Raw genomic sequence first — 21,608 nt, forward strand, 5'->3', positions numbered from 1 at the left:
GCACCCCGTCTCTGGATGCGGCTGGGGATACGCTTTCGGTTGATCTGGCAGAGCTTGCGGACGGCTCCTGGGCCGCCCTGCCCTATAATATCTTTGCCAATGACAGCGGTGCCGGCCTCGCTCTGGAGGCTCTGCAGGGCTACAAAGGCAATGGCCAGCCGGTCACGGTGAGCAGTTTTGACTCGTCCGGGCGGCTGAAGACCTGGTCGGATGGCGGCGGGCTGTTCCGGATCAGCAGCGACGGCAGCGTTGAGTTCAAGGACCGCGACGGCCAGTTCGCAGGCCTGGCGGCGGGCGCCAGCGCGACCGTCTCCATCGGTTATGAAATCGGCGACGGTGTCAGCACAGATGCCGCCCCGATTTCCCTGACGATCAGCAATGGGGACACAAGCCCCGCCAACACGGCCCCCTCCGGCGCCGGCATCCTGCTGGATCCGGGCGAGGAGACCGCCGCCGCCGCACCGCATACGGTGACCTTTGAGGCGGATGTGAGCGATGCCGAAGGCCATATGCTGACCTATGCCTGGGACTTTGGCGACGGCACGGTTTCGGATCTGGCAGCGCCCTCCCGCACCTACAGCAGCGAGGGGCTGTTCACGGTCTCGCTGACCGTCACCGACGAGCTGGGGGCGGCGACCAGTTTTGCGACGGCAGAGATCGATGTCGGCAATGCGGCGCCGGTTGCGGCGGATGACAGCTTCAGCCTGACCACCGGGTTTGATCCGGTGGCAAGCCATCTGCATATTCTGGACAATGACCATGATCCGGACGGCACGCTGAACATGCAGGCTGTGGAGGTTCTCTCCGGTCCCGGTTTCGGCACTGTTGAAATCATCGACACGGCGCAGGAGCTGCTGGACCGCGGGCTGATGGCGGGCCACTACGGGCATGCGGAATATGTGCCGGATGACCCGGGTTTTGAGGGCACCGACAGTTTCACCTACCGGGTGCAGGACAATGAGGGAAAATGGTCGAATGCGGCCACCGCAACCATCACGGTGTCTTCCGGCGGATCAGGTGGGTCAGGCGGATCAGGTGGATCGCCGGGGGCGCTGCTGTCGCAGAACAGCGGCAGCGGTGTCGATGTTCAGGATCTGACCGTCACCGGCGACTATACGGTCGAGTTCTGGGCTGCCTTTGCACCTGGCAGCACGGTCAACAAATATGATGCCGTGCTTTCGGCCGGCAGCTATGACAGCCTGCGCAGCGATGACCCCGCCACCGACGGTGTCTTTGGCAATGACCTGAACTTCCATGCCGGCCAGATGCGCCTGTATTCGACGGAGACGGCCGGCAGCCCGGATGTCATCGTTGCCAATACCGCCGTCGCTTCCGACGGAGCCTGGAACCATTTCGCCCTGGTCCGGGAAAGCGATGACTTTTTCATCTATGTCAACGGCGATCTCGATGCCTCTGCCACCAATGCCCTGGCCGCAGATCTGGTCATTGAAAGCATCGCCAGCAATGTCCGGCAGCAAAATGCCTTTGGCGGCAGCCTGGACGAGCTGCGGATCTGGGATGATGCACGCAGTGCAGCCGAAATCATGGGGAATTACATGCAGGCGGTTGATCCGGCGGCAGAGGGTCTGCTGCGCTACTACCAATTCAATGACATGGATGATGTGATCGATTCCACCGGCAATGGGGAAGCGCAGGGAGACTTGGCCTATGCGGCGGTTGCTGGTGCGGATTGGGCCGATACCGATGTTTTCATCTTCTGAGGCGTACGCGCCCGGCCGCGCTTCGGGCGCGGGCCTGGCGCGGATGGTGCCTGCCGCCATCCTGGCTCTGGGGGCGGTGCTGTTTGCAGTGAACCTGTGGCGCAACCGTTTCTTCCTGCATGATGATGCGTTCATTTCGCTCCGCTATGCCCGGAATTTTGCAGAGTATGGGGAGTTGTCCTGGAATCTTGGCGACCGGGTCGAGGGCTATACCAATTTTCTCTATGTGCTGATCAGCTCTGGGCTGCTGCAGCTGGGTCTGGATCCGGTGTTGGCGCTGCGGCTGATCAATGCTGCGGCGGTGGCTCTTCTGGTTGCCGGGGTGGTCTACGGGCTGCGGGCGCTGTTTCCTGAGCGCCGCGGTGTGCAGGCGTTCGGGCTGGCGCTGATCCTGGGCAATGTGTCGGCTGCAGTCTGGCTGGTTGGCGGGCTGGAAGCCCCTCTGGCGGCAGGCTTTGTGACCTGGGGGATGGTTTTCCTGCTTCAGGCGATGGCGGATGACGGCAGCGACACCGGCAACGGGCGCGGAACGGAACATGAAACGGGACACGGAGTCAGCGACAGCATTCTGGCAGGGTCGTTTTTTGCGCTTGCCGTTCTCACCCGGCCAGACGGGGTGGTTGTGGTTGCTGCGGCCTTTGTGGCGTTCCTTGTGGCAGCCCGCGGCAGCGGACGCAGCCGCCTGCTGAAGGCGCTGGTGATTGCCGGCATTCCCTTTGCGGTGGCGGCGGTCCACATGGGGTGGCGGATGGCCTATTATGGTGATCTGGTCCCGAATACGTTTCACGCCAAAGTGGGATTGGACCTGGCACACCGGCTTGGCAAGGTCGGGGCGTATCTCTTGAAATCGGCTCTGCTCTATTTGCCGGTGCTGGCCTGCGGCGGCCTGGGGCTGCTGGCGGCCGCAGCGCAAGGCAGGCTGACCCGGGTTATCTGTGTTCTGGCCACGGTCTGCGCTGCCTTCTTGCTGTATGTCGTCTGGTCGGGCGGAGATCATATGGCGGCCGCGCGCGTTCTGTTGCCGGTGTCCGGTCCGGCGGCGTTGCTGGCGGCGGCTGCGTTGGCAGCCATGCGCCCGCCCTATGCACGCGGGTTTGCGGCCCTGTGCCTGGGGCTTCTTGTTGCGGCGGCGGTCAATGCCCGGTCGTTCCGGATGGATTGGGCGGCGTTCAACGGGATCATTGTGGGCCGGTATATCGAGCAGGCTTGGCCGCAGGATTCTCTGGTTGCCCTGAACACAGCCGGTTCGACACCGTTCTTTGCCCCGTCCCATAGGTATATCGACATGTTGGGATTGAATGACCGGACGATTGCCACACGGGCGAATGTGCCGAAGCTTGCGCGCCGCCAGGCCATGCCCGGTCACGGCAAAGGGGATGGGGCCTATGTCCTGTCCCGCGCGCCTGGTTACGTCATCCTGGGAGGAGCTGAGGGCATCGCCGTTACTGAGGCCCGCAACTGGTTCCTGACAGGCGTGGAGTTGAGCCAATTGCCTGAGTTTTCCGAATGCTACCGCAAGCGGACTGTCGCCCTTGAGGTGCCTGCGGACATGGCCCGGTTCCGTCCGGGGGCAGGCCCTATTCCGTTTACCTTCTATGTGAGAGTGTGCGTGTGATGCCGCCGCCGGGGGCTGCCAGAGCCTGCAGCCCGGAGCAGGTGCTGGTTGTCATCCCGGCCTTGAATGAGGCCGCGGCGATTGAGGCCTGCATTGCCTCTCTGCGGGTGGGTGACCGTTTCATGGAGCGTGTCTGCATTGTTGTGGCCGATGGCGGCAGTACCGATGGCACCCGGGACATCGTGAAGAGGATGGCTGCAGATGATCCGATGTTGCGGCTGCTGAACAATCCCGCCCGACTGCAGTCTGCGGGCATCAATCTGGCGGTGAAGCGGGAAGCCAAGCCGGAGCATGCCATTCTGGTGCGCTGCGATGCCCATGCAGTTTACCCGCCGGGTTACGTCCGGCGGGTGGCTGAAGCTTTGGCCTGCCGCCCAGAGGCCGCATCGGTGGCCACGGTCATGGATGCCGCAGGGGACAGCGGTTTTGCGCGGGCCTGCGCCTGGGTGATGGATACGCCGCTTGGCTCGGGCGGCTCGCAACATCGCGGCGGCACCCGGCCGCAATGGGTGGACCATGGCCATCATGCGGGATTCCGGCTGAGCTGGTTCCGGCGCATCGGTGGCTATAACCCCAGCTTCAGCCATAATGAGGATGCGGAATACGACCGGCGCCTGGCACAGGCCGGGGGCCGGATCTGGCTGGCTGCAGATATCCGGTTGACCTATCAGGTGCGGCGCACGCCCGGGGGGCTGCGGCGGCAGTACTGGAACTATGGTCGCGGCCGGGCGCGCACTGTGCTGACGCATCGGATGCGGCCGCGGTTGCGTCAGCTTGTGCCGGTGCTGAATGTTCTGGGCCTGGCAGGCGGCCTGGCCGGCGCTGCGCTTTGGCCGCCTGCGCTGATCTGGCCTGCGGCCTATGTTGCAGCGCTGCTGGCAGTGTCGCTGGTTGGTGCTCTGCGGCTGCGCGGCTGGGCCGGCCTGTGGGCGGGGGCAGCGCTTGGCATCATGCATACGGCCTGGGGGCTGGGATTCCTGCGCATCTGGCTGCCCTGGATCATGACACGGCGGCAGGCGCCGACTTATGCGCCGAAGCTCTGAGCCGGTTGATATCGGCCTTGAGCGGGCGCCAGGACAGCAGCGCGGCAAGGCCGGTCGCAGCCGCTGCGGTGGCAAGAACGGCGAGCGCTTCCAAGGCAGTGCCTGGGATCATCGGTGACATCCAGGTTCTGAAGGCCAGCCCGCCCCCGGCTCCGGCGGCAACCGGCAGAAGGAGCTGGCGGGCGGCGGCAAGCCGGTCCAGCGGGATGCAGCGTCCGATATATGCCCAGTACCGCGGCAGATAGGCGACGGCGAACAGGCTGCGGGTGAGGATTGCCGCCTCGAATCCCAGCGGCAGGGCTGCCAGAAACAGCAGCAGTCCGATTGCGCAGCGTTCCACCGCCATCCGCAGCCGCAGATCGGTTCGGTCGGCGACCATGAAAACCCGGGCGCCGCTGGAGGCAAGCGCATCGGTCAGCAGGCCGGGAACAGCCAGTGCAAACACGGTGGCGACCGGGCGCCAGGGGTCCGAGAGCAGCCAGACAAATGCCGCCTCCCCGGCCAGGGCGATCACCAGGACACTGGGAAACAGCACTGTGGCCAGCAGCCGGGTCGACGCAAGATACAGACCGGCGACCTCTGGCGCTCCTGCGCCTTCCCGCCATTGTCGTGACATTGAAACCAGCGTTACCTGCGAGACCGGTCCCGCCAATGCGGTCCGGCTCAGTCGTGCGGCCCGCTCGGACATGGACCAGAGCGAGACCGCCAGAGTGCCGAAAACCGGCCCGAAGGCCAGCACCGGCGCCTGGTTCTGCAAGGTCATGACGCCGGAAAACAGAAGTGTGTTTTTTCCGAACCGTAAATGCGGCCGCAGCAGAGGCAGGCTGAAGGCGAAGTGCGGCTGATATGCGGAAAACCAGGCAAAGCCGATTGCCCGCAGCAGGGCGGTGACCACCTGCTGCGCGACCAGCGCCCAGACGCCTGCTCCGGCAACTGCCAGCGCCATGGCCGCCAGCAGGCCGGCAATCCCGGCAGAGACTGTGACGCTTGAGATCTGGTCAAACCGGTAGGCCCGCTCAAGGGCTGCCTGATGGGCAGACATGAGCGATTGCAGAAAGGGCACAGAGGATAGCACCAGCACAACCAGCACCAGATCCGGTTCCTGCATCACTTTGGCAAAAATCGGAGCCGCGGCGGCGGTCAGCCCAGCCAGCGCCGCGCCGGTCAGAAACAGGAACCAGAACACACTGCTCCATTCCGCCGGTCCCAGATGCGGTCGCCGCACCAGCGACCGGCCCATGCCGGCATCGCTGAAGGCGTTGGCAAAAAGCGGAACCGCCATGCCAAGCGCCATCAACGCGAAATCCCGCATATCGAGCAGACGGGTGAGAAGCGGCAGGCTGAACAGCTGCAGCAGCGTGAGAAAGGCCCGGGCGCCGATGAGCGCGCGGACGCTGGCAAAGAATTGCGCCGGGGGGGCGGCGCTGCTGCGGCCTTTGGACAGGGGCAGGATTGCGCGCCGCCTCAGCATGCAGGCCCGCCTGCGGCGGCCGGATGCCTGCCCTTGGCTGCCGACAGCCCGGAGACCGCGGGCGCTGTCTCCTTCGGCAGGATGCTCTCGTCATAGACCGTCACCCCGAAATGCCGCAGCACCCGGGACATGCGGCTGACCTGACGGTCGCTGAAGGCCTGCTGCCACTTGCCGGCCTGGGCGGCCGGATTGCCCAGCTGGCTGGCGTCCATGGTCATTCGGCTGGCTTTGCCGGTATGGGCCAGAACCCCGGCGGGCACAGGCCTGTCCCAGGCGGCAAACAGGCGGCCGATTTCCTGTGCAGGCTCTGCAATGAGCGTCTCATAATGCATCCGCACGGCCTGGGCCTGTGTCAGCGGATCCTCCAGTGCGGGCTGCTGCACCCGGCACCACATGGCAACGATGCGTTCTTCGTCGGATGTCAGGGAACGGATGTAGCGGGCGGTGTCTGTGCCCGCGCCCGCATAGCGACCCCGGGCCAGATCAGCGTCCATGCCGCCGGTGCTGAAGTTGCCCATGCGCAGTTGCGAGGCGGCAATGGCAAAAGGGTGGCGCAGGAAATGAATCGGCGCGCGCCGGAACGCGATCCGGCGCAGCATCCAGGGCAGGAATCCGTTGGCCCGGCAGCATTTCACAAGCAGTTGCCGGGCGCGCAGGAAATCCGCCGCCGGGCTGGCCCAGCCGGTCCAGCTGTTGATATGCCGACCTGCCAGAATGGCGCGCACCAGGGTTTCGGCCTCGGGCCAGTCCGCATCGGGCGGGATGATCTGGCGCCAGGCAAAGCCGAAGGCACGCACCCGCGGCGCATGCTCCAGATGGAACGGTTCCCAGATGACAGCGCTTGGCTCTGCAGCGCATAGGACCTCGCTCAGCCATGTGGAGCCGCTGCGCGGATCACAGGACAAGAGCACCGCATCTTCGGCGCAGAAACCGCGCACCCTGAGTGCGGTTTCTATCAGCCGGGCGCGGGCAAGCTGTTTCATGGCTGCCTCCCGGCGGAGTGAGGCACCGGGCCTGGGGTGCCGGAACCGGGCAGGTAGCCGAGGCGGCGCAGCAGGGCTGCGCGGGCGGCCAGGGTGCGGTCGCGGCTGCGGCGCGCCTTTGGCCCGGGGCCTTGCAGCACGGGGTGCGCATGGCCCTCAAGCACGGCAGCGGCGGCATCCGGCACCAGATGCAGCGCCTGCAGCAGATTGCGGGTGCGCAGCATCTGCGGGCTGAGCCCCGCCGCCCCTTCGGTGCGCCGCTGCAGGACAATCCGGCCGGTGTCGACGCCGACATCCACAAAATGCACGGTGATGCCGCAGCTCTGCCAGTCCTGTTCCAGCACTTGCCAGAATTCCGCTTGGGTGCCGCGGTAAGCAGGCAGCAGCGAGGAATGCATGTTGAGCGTTCCAAGCCGCGGCAGGGTGAACACGGTCGGCTTCAGCACCGGGGCTCCCGTCACGGCAATCAGGTCCGGGTGCTGCGCTGCCAGCCAGGCGGCGCTGGCAGAGGCGTTGGGATTGGCGCAGATATGCACGGCTGCACCCGGCGGCCAGTCCCGGGGCGGAGCGGCCGCGCAGTCAAAAGCCCGGGCCGCCTCCCGGGCGAGCCGGGCTTCCAGGCGCTTGACCCGGCGCTCCAGAGGCGTTGCGCGCCAGGCTGCGGCGAGCGTCCGTCGCAGTCTCTGCCGCAGGGACACGGGGCGTTCAATTGCGAGAATGCCATGCAATGCGGATCCGAACCGCGCCCGCATCGCGGCAGCCATGGCGCGCCCGAAGGGCACATTGTGGCAGATCAGAATGATCCGCGCAGTGGCAGCCGACCCGGTCATGGCGTCAGCTCCTTCCTGTCTATTCTGCGGAACAGCTCATGCCGGGTGTGGAAGTGCCAGAGGAACCTCTCTGGCAGCCCTGACCAGTGCGGCTCTGCGTCGTAAAGCCCAAGCTGCGAACGGTGGGCCGCAAGCGCATGCGCCTTTTGCACCCGCAAGTCCGCGATCCCGACAGCGAACATGCGCCAGGCCAGCGCTGCCCGCAGCATTGCCGCAGTTCCGTGCAGAAAACCGGCTGTATTGCTGCCCGGCCTGCGCCAGGAGCGGAAATCGTAGCTCCAGACCGGGTATTCATAGAGCACAGGCACAGGCTCCTTGCAGGCCGCTACGGCCTGACGGGCCGCCCGGGCCAGCGCCTGATGGTCGGGATGGCCGTCGCTGCGCGCACAGACATAAATTTCCTGCGGCTGCATCTGCGCCACCGAGCTGAGGATTGCGGCGCTGAGCCGGCGCTCGCTGGCCTCCAGGCTGCCATCCTGAAACCCCAGGAAATACAGTGAATTCGCGTCCAGCCCCAGCCTGCGGCAGGCGCGGCGGGTCTCTGTTTCCCGCAGCGCCGCCAGCTTGTCTGGGCTGGTTTGAAGGGTCCGTTCATAGCGGTGCGAGGCAGAGCCATCGGTTGCCATCAGCACGGTGACGGGCGTTCCGGCCTGCCGCTTGAGCGCAATCAACCCGCCACAGCCCAGGGTTTCATCATCCGCATGCGGCGCCAGAACCAGGGCAGGCCGCAGCGCCGTGCGGGCGGTCATATCCCGTGCCTTCAGGTGCAGGGCAGTGTGAAACAGCCGGCATGCTGTCTCTTCGGCCTGCTGCCAGGCGCGCTGGCGCAGCGGCCGGGAAGCGGACGGGCGGGTCGCCTGCGGGGCCAGTTCTGTCATCCGGTCACCGCCGTGTTGCCAAGTGAGAGGGGAAATATTCGCCGCGCCGGATCATTCCGGCGGTTTTACGCAGCACCGCCATGGGCGAGGCATAGCGGGGGCCGGGTTCGGCAGGGCCTGCGGCATGCAGGGCGTCCAGCCGGGCCGGAACAGCGTCCAGGCTGTGGCGCTGCGCAATGGCTGCCCGTGCCCGGTCTGCCCGCGCCCGCGCTGCAGCCGGGTCCCGGCGCAGGGTTTCGATGATCCCGGCGGTGTCCTGCGGATGGCCATAAAGCGCCAGATCGCCAAAGGTGGGGGCCAGGCGCGGATCCAGCACGCAGACGGCGCCCATCAGCATCGCCTCTGCCACCGTGCGACCGAAGCTTTCGCTGGAGGCGGGGTGGAAATGATAGACAAAGACATCAAGCCCATCGAGAAAGTGCGGAACCGGTTCGCTGTCGAAGTCCAGAACTGTCCAGTCCGACAGATCCGCGCCCAGCCGCTCCAGATCGGCGCGCGGGCAGCCCATCACCCGGATCCCGCAGTTCGGGAGATCGGGCAGGCTGGCAGCGATCCCGGCCGCAGTATCGGGCCATTTCAGCGGATCAGCCCGGCCATGGCGCCCGATCATCAGCCGGTTGCCGGAAAACGCCTGCCGCCGGGGCGTCCAGCTGTCCAGGCTGAAGACATTGGGCCAGTCCAGCGGCGCCAGCCGGATGAACGGGGTGAAAGAGCGCAATTGCTGGCGGCAAAGCCCCGACACCGGCAACCACTGGGTCCGCGCCCCGGTTGCCCGCGCCACGCGGCGCGCCGTGGCAGCCGGATCATACTGCAGCGAGCCGTCGCCGCGGAACGGCAGGTGATGGGCGACCAGAAACACCTTGTCCGCCTGCAGCCGGAGCGGCGTGCGGATGCCGTAGAAAAAGGTCATGGGATGATGCAGGAATACCGTGCGGGCCTTGATCGGGTGGCCGTCTGACGGGTCCAGCCGCTCAATCCGGCGATCTTCATAGAGCGCGGTGGCAATCCGGCTCCGGGCATCCGGTGCCCCGTCCAGATAGGAACTGTGGACCTCGGCCAAGCCGACGCGCAGCCCAGTCGCCAGAAAGGCGTCGATGTCGTAGGCCAGGGCGGCGGCGGTGCCGCCCGCAAACCGCGGATCAATCACGCAGGCAATGTCCAGCATCAGCTGCCCTCCTGCTGTGCGGCGCCGATTGTGCCTGCTGGCCGGGCCGCGCGGGGAAATCTGCGCCAGCCGACGGCAGCTGCTCCGGATGCCGGACCCTCCCGTAGCGCGCGTCTCCAGGCATTTGTTTCTAATAGATATGACACTAGTTTACTCTCAACAAACACCAGCCGCAGACATAAGCAGGACAGTGGCCGCAGCGGGCCGGGAGGACCAAAATCCTGTTTCTGCTGCGAAAATGGTAGAGGGCCGAACCGGGAAATCAAGGCCCGCGCGAGAGCGGCAATCCGGGGAGCGCCAAGGATGGCACAAACATCCGGGCACATGGTGTTTTAGTGGGTTTTGCAAAGGTCTGGATAGGATATGACAGATTTTTCGGCGCCGGAACAGCCGCGGGTGGGCCGCATGGCGGCAGAACAGCGCGGCAGGTTCAGCCTTCTGATCGCAGCCGGGGTGGTGGCTGTGATGGCGTTTCTTTCCTGGTTTCTGGCAGGGGCGCCGGGCACAAATGGCATCGATGATGCGGCGATCACGCGCGCTTATGCCGAAAATATCGCAAATGGGCATGGGTTCGTGTACAATATCGGCGGCGAGCGGGTGGAGGGCGCGACCTCTCTCCTGTGGACGCTCATTCTGGCTGTGCCCTATCTGCTGGGCGGCAATCCCGAGATCCCTATCCTATCGGTTGCGGCGCTTCTGACCGTGGCGGCGATCTGGTGCGGTCTGCGTATTGCAGGCCGCACCGCCGGCGGAGCCAGCAGCCTGGATGGCCGACGGGCAGAGCTGCTGTCGGCGCTGGCGCTATGCGGGCTGCCGTCATTCTTCATCTGGTCGGTCTGGTCGATGATGGAAATCGCGCTGTGGACGGCGCTGATCCTGCTGCTGCTTGACCGGCTGTCTTGGCTGGCAGAGGCCTCTGCGCCGCTGCCGCGCCGGGATCTGCCACTGCTGCTGGCCGCAACGGCGCTGCCGCTCACCCGGCCCGAAGGCATTGCGGTTGCCGCCGGGCTGGGACTGCTGGCCATTGCCCTGCGCCCTGCGGTCTGGCGGCCGGCCGGGCTGGCTGTGCTGGCGGCAGCGGCGGCCTTTGCGCTGCTGGCACTGGGGCGGCTGGCCTATTTCGGCTTTCCCTTCCCCAATACCTATTACGCCAAAGTCTCTGCGGATCGGCTGCAGAATATGTACGACGGTGCCAAGTATTTCATCAGCTTCCTGACCGGACAGCCCTTTGCCGAGGTGCTGGTGCCTGCCTGGCTGCTGCTGGCCGTCGTCAGCCTGTGGGGGATGCTGCGGCGTCCGGCTCCGGGCCAGCGCACGGCGGTTCTGGCGGCGGCAGCGGTCTTTGGCATCCTGTTTTCCTATGTGATGCTTGGCGGCGATCATTTCGCGCTCTGGCGCTTTTACCAGCCAGTGATGCCGGTTTTTGCGCTGCCGCTGGTGCTGGGCGGGCTGGCGCTCTGGCGGGTGCTGCAGCCGGTGCCGGGCCCTGTCGCGGCTGGGCTGGGGCTGGCGGCGCTTCTGGTCTGGATTTCGGTCAACGCCGTCTCTTATCGGCAGGAACGGTTCCGGGTCGTACGTGAATTTGCCCTGTCCGCCCGCGGCGAGGCCTTTGGCACCTATATGAACAGTTTCTCTCCGCGGCCCAGCCTGGGAGTGACGGCCGCAGGGGGGATCGCCCTGACTTATGAAGGAGAGCTGCGCGATCTGATGGGGCTGAACTGGGTCGAAATGGCCCATGCAAACCCCATCAAGACCGGCTTTCGCAACCATGCCAGCTTTGATGCGGACACCTTCTGGAAGCATCCGCCGGATCTGCTGCCACAGTTCCACAAATCCGGCTGCCAGCGGGCCACTTGGACCGAAGCAGCGCAGGGGGCTGCCAGCGGGGTCAAACAGCTGTTTGCGCAGCCGCAGTTTCAGGCCCGGTATACGCCGGTGCTGCTGGAGATGCGCGGTGGCAGATGCACCAATGCCTTTGCTGCAAACCATTGGCTGGCGCAGGCTGCGGACAGTCGGATCATTGCCGCTGGCTGGGAGAAAGTCATCCTGTCCGGCAACAGATAGAGGTTTTCATGGTCGCTGCCGGTTTTGCGCCTAGTCTTTAGAGCAGGACACCATGGGGAATTGTGAACAGTGCCATTGGTAACACTTCAGACCGCACAGAACCGGCGCTATGACATCTGTATCACGGGCTCCGGACCGGCCGGGCTGGCGGCGGCGCTGCCACTGGCAGAGACCGGTCTGGCCGTATTGGTGCTGGAAGCAGGCGGGCATACGCCGCGCCCCGGCCCGGGCGCGGTATTTGAATACCCGGATGCCCATGCCGATACCGCCGAGACGCATTGCCGGGGGCTTGGCGGGACCTCCTCTTATTGGGGCGGCCGGATCGTGCCGCTTGCAGCCCATGATTTCCAGCAATTCGATTGGCCCCTGCCGTTCAGCGGGCTGGCACCGCATTTCGATGCGGCGGCAGCTTTCCTGGGCGGCCACATGCCGCAGGATGCGTTCCTGCAGCCTGGCGCCAAGGGGTATTTTGATCTGGAGGCTCAGGAAGCCCTGGCGGATTCCGGCTCGCTTCTGCGCTGGCACCGCAGCCGGATTGAGGCCACCGAGGGGCCGGATACAGTGTTAGACGCCACGGTTACGGGTCTGGTGCTGGAAACCGGTTCTGACGGCGCCCTGCGCTGCACAGGCGCCCGCGTCCGACCGCCGGATGGGGCGCCGGCGGTCAGCATCCGGGCCCGCGCCACCGTCCTGGCCCAAGGCGGTATCGAGACCGCGCGGCTGCTGCTGGCAGAGCGGGCCCGCAACCCTGCGGGGCTCGGTCATCTGGCCGCGCTGGGACAGTATTACGCTGGGCATCTGACGGGCAGCATTGCCAGCATCGTGTTTCCGCCCACTGCGGATGTGCGCGCGTACGGATGGCGCCGCCAGGGGGCAGGCGGGCTTGGCCGCCGGGTTTTCCGCAGCACGCCGCAGGCCATGGCTGAAGGGGTCAATATGTTTTTCTGGGCCCGCAACAGGGCCGCTGCCGATGCCGGTCATGGCTCGGGAATCCTGTCTGCCAAGCATTTGCTTGCGCGGTTGCGCGGGCACAGCACGCAAGAGCCGACCGCGCCGGGTCCTGGTGCACCGGAACCGCAGCTGCAAAGCCCGGCATGGTCCCATATGCGCAATTTGGCAGGGGACACCGGGGCCAGCCTGCGGGCGCTGCCGGGCATCCTGCGCGCCCGCCGGGATCCCGGGCGGGAGGCGGTTGACCATCTGATCCCCAACGGGCCGAATTGTTACCGGCTGAGCTATCATGCCGAACAGGCGCCGCTGGCCAGCAACCGTATCGAACTGGCCGGGCCTGTTGAACCGGATGCCCTGCCTGAGATCCGGATCCATTTTGACTTCTCACAGGCTGATACCGCCCGGGTGGCCCGCGGGCATGAGATGCTGGCGCAGGAGCTGGCGGCATCCGGTCTGGCCAGGCTGCGCTATGATGTGCCCCGCGAAGACCAGGCCGCGGTCATCCGCGCCAGCGCCCTGGACGGCTATCATCAGACTGGCATGGCCCGGATGGGGCGGGATCCGCGCGACAGCGTTACGGATGGGGACTGCCGGGTGCATGGCGTGCAAGGGCTTTACCTGGCGGGCTCTGCGATTTTCCGCAGCAGCGGCGCAGCGCAGCCGACGCACTCCATTGCGGCCTTTTCCATGCGGCTGGCCCACCATCTGCTGCGGGCTGCCGCCCCGTCCTGCACGGCTGCCAAAACTCTGAGCAGCGCCCAGGTCGCGCAATGAGCAGGAGCCGGTCAGCCGCAACAATGCCCACACCGGCGCGGCCGGTTGAGCTGGGGCTGGCGGTGCTGTGGTTCCTGGTCACCTTCACCGTGTTCCAAAAGGACGAGTATCTTCTCTATCCGCTGGCGCTTTATTTCTCTTATGCGGTCTGGCGCGATCGCCGCGCGACGGCACCGATCCTTGCGGGCAGCTGGCCGCTGCTGCTGCTACCGGTCTGGGCAATCTTGTCTTCACCCATGGGCGTGGTGCCCGATGAGGCATTCCGGACCGGGGTTCAGATGCTGCTGTCGGGGCTCATCTGTGTGCTCTTCGCCGCCTGGATGAGCCCCCGCAGAATTGTTCTGACAGCGTTTTTTGCCACTGGTGTCTGTGGTGTGCTCAGCATTTTCTTCACGTCATATCATGATGGGGCGATGACCGGTATCTTCGCGCATAAGAACATGCTGGGGGCAAAAATGCTCTTGCTGTGGGCCGCGGCGCTATGTGTGGCTTTTGATCCCTGGTTCCGGCTGTGGCTGCGGGGGGCCGCCCTGATGCTGGCGGCGCTGGCATTTATGCTGATCCTGCGCAGCCACTCAGCCACGGCGCTGGTGCTGAGCCTGGCCATCATAGCGATGATCGGCGGCTTCAGTTTCTTTGCCGGAGACGGGCGCAGGACGCCGGCTGACCGGATTGCTGCGGGCCTGATCACCATCGGCGTGCTGGCCATTGCCCTGCCGGCCCTGCTGAGCGGGCCTGACACATTGGTCGATGCGTTTTTCGACCGGCTGGGCAAAAGCCGCACGCTCACGGGGCGGACCCAGCTTTGGGCCTATGCCGAGGGTGTGATCCGCCAGCACCCGGTCACCGGCTATGGTGGCGGCGGTTTCTGGCGGTATCAGGAGAATGATCTGGTCCGGCAGATTTTTGCGAAATTTCACAAGAGCCCCAACCAGGTCTTCTCCTTCCATAATTCGTTCTACGAGAACACCGTCCATTTCGGCCTGATCGGGCTGGTGCTGACGGTTTGGACGCTGGTGTGGGCCTTTGGCCGCCTGTCGGCTCAGTTGCTGCAGCATGGCGGCATGCCATTTATTTTCTTTCTGGCAGTGGCCGGCGTCGAGCTGATCCGCGCCATGGTCGAAAGCGAGCTGATGCGTCCCTTCGTTCTGGCGCATATGCTGATCTGGATCGGCGCTTGCTTCCTGTCCAAACACCGGCAGAACAGCAGGCCGATGCCGCTGATGCAGCCGCCGGATCCACAGAAACCGGCGGCTGCCCTTAGGGTCGAAACCCCTTAATCAGAGCCGCAAAGCGGATGTTTCAGAACAGGTCGTAGACACCGGTTTCAGCTGCCAGCCAGCTGACATCCTCCGGGTTATGCCAGATTTCCCTGTCTGCGGATTTCTCCTCCTGGGCAAAGAGCGAAATGCCATCGCTGTCAAAGTCGCGCAGCCGCAGTGCGGCGGGATCATTGCCGTTGACCGATGTCATCGATGCCAGGAAGGCCAGGTCATCGAAGGCCCCCGGATCGGTATTCACCTGCGTGTCCTTATGGTTGACGCCTGTCATGGTCCCTGCCTGCAGGCCGCCGCCGGTGCCGGTTTCCATGGCCAGGACATAAACCGTTTCCGCCTTGAAGCTGCCGTCGCTGTTCTTTTCCTGCCGCTGCAGCATGATGTCGACGGACTCGTTGCCGGTTACCTCGTTGCGGACTGTGATTGCCTCGGAAGCGGCGTGGCTGCCGATCTGCGTGAACACCGCGATCTCGCCTTTGAAGCCGGAGAAATCAACCGAGGCCTTGCCATTTTTATCCGTCTGTACCTGCAGCGCGGTGATCTGGCGGCCATCCGCCAGTTCATAGGTGCCGCTTGGCATGGCCACCCAGCCCACCGACTCCGCGTTGTGCTTGCCGTTGAGATAATCCCACTCTTCGATCTGCATCTTGAAGCCGTCATCCGTGACCGACTTAACCCGGGCAAAAGCCGGCTGGCCGCCCTTTGAGGTCAGCGGGCCCATGATCACAACCGGATCGTCGATGGAGGTTTCAAAACCCGTGCTGGTCCAGCTGCTGCGCGCGCCCTGGCTGAAGGTCGCGGTGCCGGCTTCGAGCACCGCCGTAGCTGTGTTCCCAGTGTCCGCATCGCCAGTGCCCGTACCGCCAGTGTCTGTGCCGCCAGTGCCAGTACCGCCGGTGTCCGTGCCACCTGTGCCGCCAGTATCTGTGCCGCCGGAACCACCTGCGTCGGTATAGCCGTTAAACAGGTCAATCTTGTTGGAGGGCAGTTTGAAATCGGTGATTTCATACGGCTTCAGGAAATCATCGGCATAGCCTTCCAGCGTGATGTCAATCCGGTAGGCGAAATGCTCCCCGGTGACACGGTCGGTGATCCAGATTGCAAGCGGCATGACCCAGCCGCCATCGCCGTCGCGCAAGGCACCGTTCAGCGCCAGCATATCTTCGGGATCGGGCTGGCCCAGATCATTGTCATTGCTGCTGATGCCGTCACGGGTGGCAACGGAAACTTCGGCCCACAGGTTCGACCCCAATCGCATGGTGCCGGCGTTGTCGGTGATGGTCCCGGAGATCAGCACCTCGTGGTTGCGCGGACCCAGGGTGAGATCCGCATCTGCATCCAGATTCAGGATCGGCCGGTCGAGCGTTTCAAGTGCGGCGGCGTCCCCAGACTGCAGCCGACTGTCATTATAATAGGCGCTGTCAATCTTCTTCCCCACGTTTGCGAAGGTGTTGCCGATATAGACACCCTCATGGTTGACCCCCTTGTCGTAGACTGCGGTATTGAACCCGTCGAAATGGGAGTTAATGATCGATGTGCTTTCATGTTTGTTCGGCAGGTAAATGGCCCGCCCGGCGCCGTCATCATCGGCGATGAACAGACCGTCACGGATGACGTATTGCCCGGTGTAGTTGAAGACATCAAACACCCGGTCCACTTCCCAGGCCGTCATCCGCAGCATGTCGCTGCGCAGGTCGGTGGTGGTGGCCATGCTCTGGCGATGGCCGGTGTCGATCATCGTGTGCACCGCAATTGCGGTATTGTCATGGAAGCCAAGAATGGCGGGCTCTTCGTTGTTCAGAACATCCTTGAGCGGCATCGGGTCGAATTGCAGCGCGTCGCGGTCAGGATTTTCGACACTGGTTTCGGCCGCGCGGTACATCCAGCCGGTATTGGCATTGGCCGCAATATTGCCCTGCTGAACGATCTGCCGGGCCTGGTTTTCATAGGCGACGCCACTGTGGCCAAAATCAGCCTCCAGTTCGTCGCGCTTGATTGAGAAATCCTCGCCTGCGCCAGGAATTCCAGTGACAAAATTGCCGATCCACTGGCCGGTTTCATTGCCGTCTTCCGACACGATGCCGGCGCCTGCGATGTCATGGACAAAGTTGAAATCGACGGCCGCGTGGCTGGAGTGCTGCACGATGCCCCAGCCTGGGGCGCCATGCACCGAGTTGCCGTTCAAAACCGCCAGCTGGCTGCCCGCGGCCGCACCGGTTTCATGCAGGTGCAGCGAATAGCGGCCCGCGACATTGCTGCCTTCGTCAAGCGGCAGCGATTTGTCGGTACGGCCAAGTTCGCTGAATTCGGCGTATTGAATCGCGACATCCGGCGTGTGCATCATCATCACATGCCCGCGCACCCCTTCGGGGTTCTCGGAAGAGAAGACAACATTGCGGGTTTCGTTGCCGACATAGATATCCAGATCATATCCGGCCGGGGTCGTGTGGTCGTAGCTCAGCGCTTTGTCGAGGGTAATCTCCACCCCCTTTGACGTCTCTTTGATCGCAACGATTTCCCGATTTTCGTCCTGGAACTGGCCTTGTTGGGTGCCCATGACGACAAGCGTGTCGCCAACCTGCCAGCCATCGGTGTCGGCGGTGAAATTCAGGACCTTGGTGCCGGCCTTGGCGTCGCCGTCCAGGGCGGCATAAGCGTATTTCGTGGCACCATGCACTTCGACTTTGCCCTGGGCGACCAGGCCATGACCCAGCAAGCCGGGATCAATCGAGGTGTCGATCGGGCCATCGGCAAATACAATCGAGGTGGTCACATTCGCCTGCACCGGGTTCTCTGCCGTGCCGACGGTCAGATGCGAATGCAGGCCGGTGACGAAGGTTTCCACCCGGATATGGGTATCCTGATCGGTGGCGAAATCCAGCCCGCCGTCCACCCGCACCCAGTCCAGCCTGGCGTTGGACGTGGAATTATATTCCACCGAAACCCCCATCGGGATAAGAACTTTTGCCTCTGTTCCCGGTACCTTACCGTTTTTCCAGGTTGACGGGTCGTTCCAATTGCCGGACTGTATTGCGACGTGGGTCGCGTCATCGGGATTCGCAATCGACATTGTCATGTCGGTGGACATCATCGTGTCGTGGGTCATCGTATTCATGGAACTGGTTCTCCAGGCCGACCGGTCAGACAGTGCTCACCGGTTCTGGCATATGATTGTGTTTCGCAAAGGCCGTGGGGTGGAAAGATTTACGTTTCTTTCACGGCATCTTCGGGACGGTTTACGGACCGGTGCTTGCGGTCGAGCTGACCGCGCCGCCGGGGAATATGACAGGAAAGATCGGCAGCACGCCTTGCCAAATGGGCGCCCGTGCAAGACCAGGCGCAGGCAGACGGAGCGGCTTCCTTTAACTCGGCAACCATTGAACTGCTGTGGGGCTCAGCCGCACGCGAAACGCCGCAGCGCTGCATTGGAACTGCATCGATTTGTCCTCGTTAACTTTGTTTTGCGAGAACGTGCCCCAACGCGCCATTCATTTCCAGCGCGATTGAATTGGATTTCAAAGCTAACCTCCGCATGAGCAAAAATCCGAGCGTCCGCCCTGCAAAGGCTGGCAGGATTACGCCGAAACACCCGGTTTCTGCGGTTTCAGCCCCCGCATTCACGCTAAGTTAACCTTTGCGCGAGTCCACGGACATGTTTCGCGGTTTTTGGGAAAAATGTTGCATTTCAGGTGGGAAAAGCCAGATTTTCAAACTGAAACAGAGGCCTAGTCGTTCAGAAGAGCCGCCAGTGCCGGATTGCTGAGGCGGGACGCCGCCTGGGCCGAAGCCGCTGCCAGAGCGCCGCGCGCCGAATCGTCACGCAGCAGCTCGCAGATCAGGGCTGCATATCGAGCATCCGAAGCGGCTTCGGCCACCAGCCCCTCAAGCGCGCCGCCAAATGCATCCAGCGTGCCGCAGGTCACCGCCACAGCCATACCCAGGGACAGGTAGTCGACCACCTTGATCGGGATTCCGCTGCCTGATTTCATCGGGGCCAGGCCAATGGCCTGCGGCCCTCCGAGGGCGGCCAGGTCTTCCACTGGCCCCAACAGAACCAGCCCTTCGGCCTGGGCCTCCCCCGCAGAGATCCCGGAGGCGATTGCGCCGGCGACCCACAGTTCCGCGTCCGGGATTTTCGCACGCACCGCCGGCCATATCTTCCTGCGCAGGAAATCCAGCGCTTCGGCGTTGCCCCTATGCCGGGAGCCGACAAACAGCCCGTGCGGCTTACGCCCGGTGTCTGCGCAGGCCGACCCGGGGCGGAAGGCAGGCGGCATCCATTCGTGGCGGGTCTCAGGCAGCAGCGGCTGCAGGCGGTCGCGTTCGGTGCAGCTGGCATGAATCAGCAGATCTGCCGCCCGGCAGCGCTGCGCTTCGGCCTCCAAAGTGATCACAGTATGGTCCGGTTCCAATCCTTGGGCCGCAAAACTTTCGGCGCGCAGGGAAAACAGGTCATGCAGGAGCACAATGCGCCTGCGCGCCTCCACCTGTTCCAGCAGCGGTGCCAGGCTGCTGTATTCCGCGGTCACAATCCCGGCTCCGGCCTTCCGCACCCGGGCCAGCACGTCCTTGCTTTCCCGCGGCGCAAGCTCTGCGCCCAGCAGGCTTGGATAGGCACTGCCCGCCTGCCCCGTCAGCCGCCGCCTGACCTCGGCCCCGAGGCGCCGGACCATGCGCAGCCAGACCCCGGGCGCCAGAGAGATCCGGGTGCGGCCGATGCGCAGCGTCTGCCCCCAGTCGATGCGCTCTGCTAGTTCCACAAACCCCGGATCCAGGCGGGCCCAGGCCAGATTGCCGAAAGAGCGCCTGGGGGCAAAGACAATCCGGGTGGCCAGCCCGGCCTCCCGGCACAGGCGCAGATATGCCTTCAGATACGTGTTGCTGCCGGACCGGGCTGCGTCCAGCCGTCGGGCGACAATCAAAACCGCCTGCCGTTTCTGTTCGGCGCGGCGGGTCATCTGCGGCCGCCGCGAGCAATGCGTTTGTGCAGCGCCTCCGCCAGATGCCCGGCCACCCGGGCAAAGGCGCCCGGCCGCCGCAGCAGGCTGGCTGCGGCAGTCGCGGGCCGCCGGGCCTTGAGTGCGGACAGGACCTCTTCGGTGGTGATCAGGTTCTGCAGATTGCGCTGCCGTGCTGCCAGCAGGCCGGTGACTGCCGCATGCTGTGCAGCAGGCAGCCTGGCAGCCATGACGCGGTCCGCAGCCAGCAGGGCACGCATATGGCTGCCCTGGGCCCGGCGAGACACAGACCCTGCCCGCCGGGTGTAGCTGTAGCCCGTTTCACCACTGAAATAGAGCCGCGCGCCCGCCGCCAGAGCCTCAAGGATCAGATGGAAATCCTCGCCGTTGCGCAAGCTCTCATTATAGCGCAGCCCGTGCCGGCACAGGAAACGGCGGCAGATCAGCGGCTTGGCATAGCCAAAGCTGAGTTCGGCGCGGGCCATATCGTTCAGCCGCAGCCAATCCGCCAGACCGATAAAGCCCGGGGGATGCCGGTCTGCCAGCCGCGGCCCCGGCAGGAGGCTGCCCTCCGCATCCACGGAGATGAAATCGTCAATCACGATATCGGCCTCCTGCTGCAGCGCATGGGCCTGCATGCGGGCCAGACGGCCGGGCAAAAAGCGATCGTCGCTGTCCAGGACGGCAACCCAGTCCCCTCGCGCGGCGGCCAACGCCAGATTGCGGGCACCACCCGGCCCCAAGTTGACCGGAGATTGCATCAGAGACACCCGGGAATCGCAGGCTGCGGTGCGGGCAGCTGCCTGCGCAGTGCCATCGCGTGATGCATCGTCAGCAATGATGACATCGACAGCGACATGTGCCTGGACCAGAGCCGATTGGATGGCGGCGCCCAGGCAGGTTTCCGCATTATGCGCCGCAATAGCCACCGTGATCCGGGGCAGGTCTGTCACCGCGGGTAGCCCAGCATGCGGGCGCCAGCCAAGCCGGAAAACACCCCTGCAGCCCGGGCCAAAAGAGCGATGCCATTGGCAAAACCCCGCCTGCCCTTGAGAAGCGAACTGGCCAGCCAGCCCAGCCCCACCACGGTCATCCCCACGCCGCGCACCAGGCAATAGGCCGTTGAATGCAGGCGGGACCGGCGCAGCAGCACCGTGAGCGCCCGTGTGTTGCCAAAGCGGAATTGCCGACCCACCGCCCACCGCCAGGACAGGCGGTGGGCGGGCTGCTTCTCGCAGACCCAGGCATTCAGCGCATAGGCGCCCAGCCCGCCTGCCCGCACCACATCCTGAAAAAACAGGGTGTCCTCGCCCCCGGTGAAGCTGAGCCTTTTGTCGAACCGGCAGCGGTGCCGGGCTGTGAAGCTCAGATCCAGCAGCACATTACTGGTCCAGCTCTCATTGCGTGTCTCGCCATCCGCATAGCGCCGCTGTTCGAAGAACAGCGTGTGCAGCCACCATCTGTCGCGCGCATCGTCGACCAGCATCCGCACCGGCCCCTGCACAAAGGCTGCTCCCGTGCGCTCTGCCATCTGCACCAGTTCAACAAGCCAGGAGGGGGTCACGGTCTCATCATCATCCACAAAGGCCAGGAAGCCTTCTTCACCAGCCTCGCTGAGAACCCGGTTGCGGGCCATGGGAATGCCAGGCTGGGGCTCATGCACATAGCGGCACGCCCAGGGAAAATCGTGGGTTTCGCGCTGGAATACACTCTGAGAAGACGGGGTGTCGTCATTGTCCACGATGATAAAGGATAATTCCATATCATCGCGTACATCCAGCAGGCGGCAGGAGCGCAGGAGCTTTGCAAGCCCCTCAGGGCGCCTAAAAGTGCAGGCACAAACGAAAATCTTCAAAGACACACTCCGCAAAGGGGCTT

15 protein-coding genes are annotated in these 21,608 nt (G+C 64.4%); 6 read left to right on the plus strand and 9 right to left on the minus strand.

Features of this window, described 5'->3' with window-relative positions; genetic code table 11:
• The 3 genes from ACP151_RS16435 to ACP151_RS16445 form a co-directional block, all read left to right on the plus strand.
• A partial coding sequence (locus ACP151_RS16435) for a PKD domain-containing protein (RefSeq protein WP_424979983.1) occupies nucleotides 1-1,721 on the plus strand: 1,721 nt, incomplete at its 5' end.
• Nucleotides 1,705-3,336 carry a hypothetical protein gene (locus tag ACP151_RS16440; protein WP_424979984.1) on the plus strand — a complete coding sequence of 544 codons (1,632 nt, stop codon included), beginning with the start codon at nucleotides 1,705-1,707 and terminating at the stop codon, nucleotides 3,334-3,336. The genes ACP151_RS16435 and ACP151_RS16440, both read left to right, overlap by 17 nt.
• A 41-nt stretch (nucleotides 3,337-3,377) precedes the next feature.
• Nucleotides 3,378-4,379 carry a glycosyltransferase family 2 protein gene (locus ACP151_RS16445; RefSeq protein ID WP_424979985.1) on the plus strand — a complete coding sequence of 334 codons (1,002 nt, stop codon included), beginning with the start codon at nucleotides 3,378-3,380 and terminating at the stop codon, nucleotides 4,377-4,379.
• Here the strand turns inward: ACP151_RS16445 and ACP151_RS16450 are convergent.
• From ACP151_RS16450 to ACP151_RS16470, 5 genes are read right to left on the minus strand one after another with little or no spacing between them, the layout of a single operon-like run.
• Nucleotides 4,336-5,850, minus strand: coding sequence for an oligosaccharide flippase family protein (locus ACP151_RS16450; protein ID WP_424979986.1), 1,515 nt, complete (start codon nucleotides 5,848-5,850; stop codon nucleotides 4,336-4,338). The genes ACP151_RS16445 and ACP151_RS16450 overlap by 44 nt on opposite strands.
• Entirely contained in the window at nucleotides 5,844-6,833 is a 990-nt protein-coding gene (locus ACP151_RS16455) for a hypothetical protein (protein WP_424979987.1), read from the minus strand. Before ACP151_RS16455 ends, ACP151_RS16450 begins: the two co-directional genes overlap by 7 nt.
• Nucleotides 6,830-7,663, minus strand: a complete 834-nt coding sequence (locus tag ACP151_RS16460) for a formyltransferase family protein (RefSeq protein WP_424979988.1) — start codon at nucleotides 7,661-7,663, stop codon at nucleotides 6,830-6,832. The genes ACP151_RS16455 and ACP151_RS16460 overlap by 4 nt, the downstream gene beginning before the upstream one ends.
• Nucleotides 7,660-8,541: a PIG-L deacetylase family protein gene (locus ACP151_RS16465; protein ID WP_424979989.1), complete on the minus strand. Its 882-nt coding sequence runs from the start codon at nucleotides 8,539-8,541 to the stop codon at nucleotides 7,660-7,662. Before ACP151_RS16465 ends, ACP151_RS16460 begins: the two co-directional genes overlap by 4 nt.
• Nucleotides 8,542-8,545: 4 nt before the next feature.
• Nucleotides 8,546-9,706 (minus strand): glycosyltransferase family 1 protein, encoded by a 1,161-nt coding sequence (locus tag ACP151_RS16470; protein ID WP_424979990.1) that lies wholly within the window; start codon nucleotides 9,704-9,706, stop codon nucleotides 8,546-8,548.
• Between the two features lie 363 nt (nucleotides 9,707-10,069).
• Between ACP151_RS16470 and ACP151_RS16475 the strand changes: the two genes are divergently transcribed.
• The 3 genes from ACP151_RS16475 to ACP151_RS16485 all read left to right on the plus strand — a co-directional run bounded on the left by ACP151_RS16475 (nucleotide 10,070) and on the right by ACP151_RS16485 (nucleotide 14,775).
• Nucleotides 10,070-11,770 carry a hypothetical protein gene (locus ACP151_RS16475; RefSeq protein ID WP_424979991.1) on the plus strand — a complete coding sequence of 567 codons (1,701 nt, stop codon included), beginning with the start codon at nucleotides 10,070-10,072 and terminating at the stop codon, nucleotides 11,768-11,770.
• Nucleotides 11,771-11,839: 69 nt separating this feature from the next.
• Nucleotides 11,840-13,495, plus strand: a complete 1,656-nt coding sequence (locus tag ACP151_RS16480; protein ID WP_424979992.1) for a GMC oxidoreductase — start codon at nucleotides 11,840-11,842, stop codon at nucleotides 13,493-13,495.
• On the plus strand, nucleotides 13,492-14,775 hold the full coding sequence (locus ACP151_RS16485; RefSeq protein ID WP_424979993.1) for an O-antigen ligase family protein: 1,284 nt from the start codon (nucleotides 13,492-13,494) through the stop codon (nucleotides 14,773-14,775). The genes ACP151_RS16480 and ACP151_RS16485 overlap by 4 nt, the downstream gene beginning before the upstream one ends.
• 22 nt (nucleotides 14,776-14,797) lie before the next feature.
• Here the strand turns inward: ACP151_RS16485 and ACP151_RS16490 are convergent, their stop codons facing one another.
• The 4 genes from ACP151_RS16490 to ACP151_RS16505 all read right to left on the minus strand — a co-directional run bounded on the left by ACP151_RS16490 (nucleotide 14,798) and on the right by ACP151_RS16505 (nucleotide 21,591).
• The gene (locus ACP151_RS16490) at nucleotides 14,798-17,887 is read right to left on the minus strand and encodes a G8 domain-containing protein (RefSeq protein ID WP_424979994.1); all 3,090 of its coding nucleotides are present in this window, start codon (nucleotides 17,885-17,887) and stop codon (nucleotides 14,798-14,800) included.
• A 610-nt stretch (nucleotides 17,888-18,497) separates the two neighbouring features.
• Nucleotides 18,498-19,730 carry a glycosyltransferase family 4 protein gene (locus ACP151_RS16495; protein WP_424979995.1) on the minus strand — a complete coding sequence of 411 codons (1,233 nt, stop codon included), beginning with the start codon at nucleotides 19,728-19,730 and terminating at the stop codon, nucleotides 18,498-18,500.
• On the minus strand, nucleotides 19,727-20,683 hold the full coding sequence (locus ACP151_RS16500) for a glycosyltransferase family 2 protein (protein WP_424979996.1): 957 nt from the start codon (nucleotides 20,681-20,683) through the stop codon (nucleotides 19,727-19,729). The genes ACP151_RS16495 and ACP151_RS16500 overlap by 4 nt, the downstream gene beginning before the upstream one ends.
• Nucleotides 20,680-21,591, minus strand: a complete 912-nt coding sequence (locus ACP151_RS16505; protein WP_424979997.1) for a glycosyltransferase family 2 protein — start codon at nucleotides 21,589-21,591, stop codon at nucleotides 20,680-20,682. The genes ACP151_RS16500 and ACP151_RS16505 overlap by 4 nt, the downstream gene beginning before the upstream one ends.
• Nucleotides 21,592-21,608: the final 17 nt, after the last annotated feature.

Source organism: Leisingera sp. S232 (genome assembly GCF_049800895.1).
Lineage (GTDB): Bacteria > Pseudomonadota > Alphaproteobacteria > Rhodobacterales > Rhodobacteraceae > Leisingera.

What these genes read in the sequence shown, in the direction of transcription:
- ACP151_RS16490 (WP_424979994.1), bottom strand. Translation starts at nt 17,887, where the DNA reads ATGAATACGATGACCCACGACACGATGATGTCCACCGACATGACAATG.
- ACP151_RS16470 (WP_424979990.1), bottom strand. Translation starts at nt 9,706, where the DNA reads ATGCTGGACATTGCCTGCGTGATTGATCCGCGGTTTGCGGGCGGCACC.
- ACP151_RS16450 (WP_424979986.1), bottom strand. Translation starts at nt 5,850, where the DNA reads ATGCTGAGGCGGCGCGCAATCCTGCCCCTGTCCAAAGGCCGCAGCAGC.
- ACP151_RS16455 (WP_424979987.1), bottom strand. Translation starts at nt 6,833, where the DNA reads ATGAAACAGCTTGCCCGCGCCCGGCTGATAGAAACCGCACTCAGGGTG.
- ACP151_RS16460 (WP_424979988.1), bottom strand. Translation starts at nt 7,663, where the DNA reads ATGACCGGGTCGGCTGCCACTGCGCGGATCATTCTGATCTGCCACAAT.
- ACP151_RS16475 (WP_424979991.1), top strand. Translation starts at nt 10,070, where the DNA reads ATGACAGATTTTTCGGCGCCGGAACAGCCGCGGGTGGGCCGCATGGCG.
- ACP151_RS16465 (WP_424979989.1), bottom strand. Translation starts at nt 8,541, where the DNA reads ATGACAGAACTGGCCCCGCAGGCGACCCGCCCGTCCGCTTCCCGGCCG.
- ACP151_RS16495 (WP_424979995.1), bottom strand. Translation starts at nt 19,730, where the DNA reads ATGACCCGCCGCGCCGAACAGAAACGGCAGGCGGTTTTGATTGTCGCC.
- ACP151_RS16485 (WP_424979993.1), top strand. Translation starts at nt 13,492, where the DNA reads ATGAGCAGGAGCCGGTCAGCCGCAACAATGCCCACACCGGCGCGGCCG.
- ACP151_RS16440 (WP_424979984.1), top strand. Translation starts at nt 1,705, where the DNA reads ATGTTTTCATCTTCTGAGGCGTACGCGCCCGGCCGCGCTTCGGGCGCG.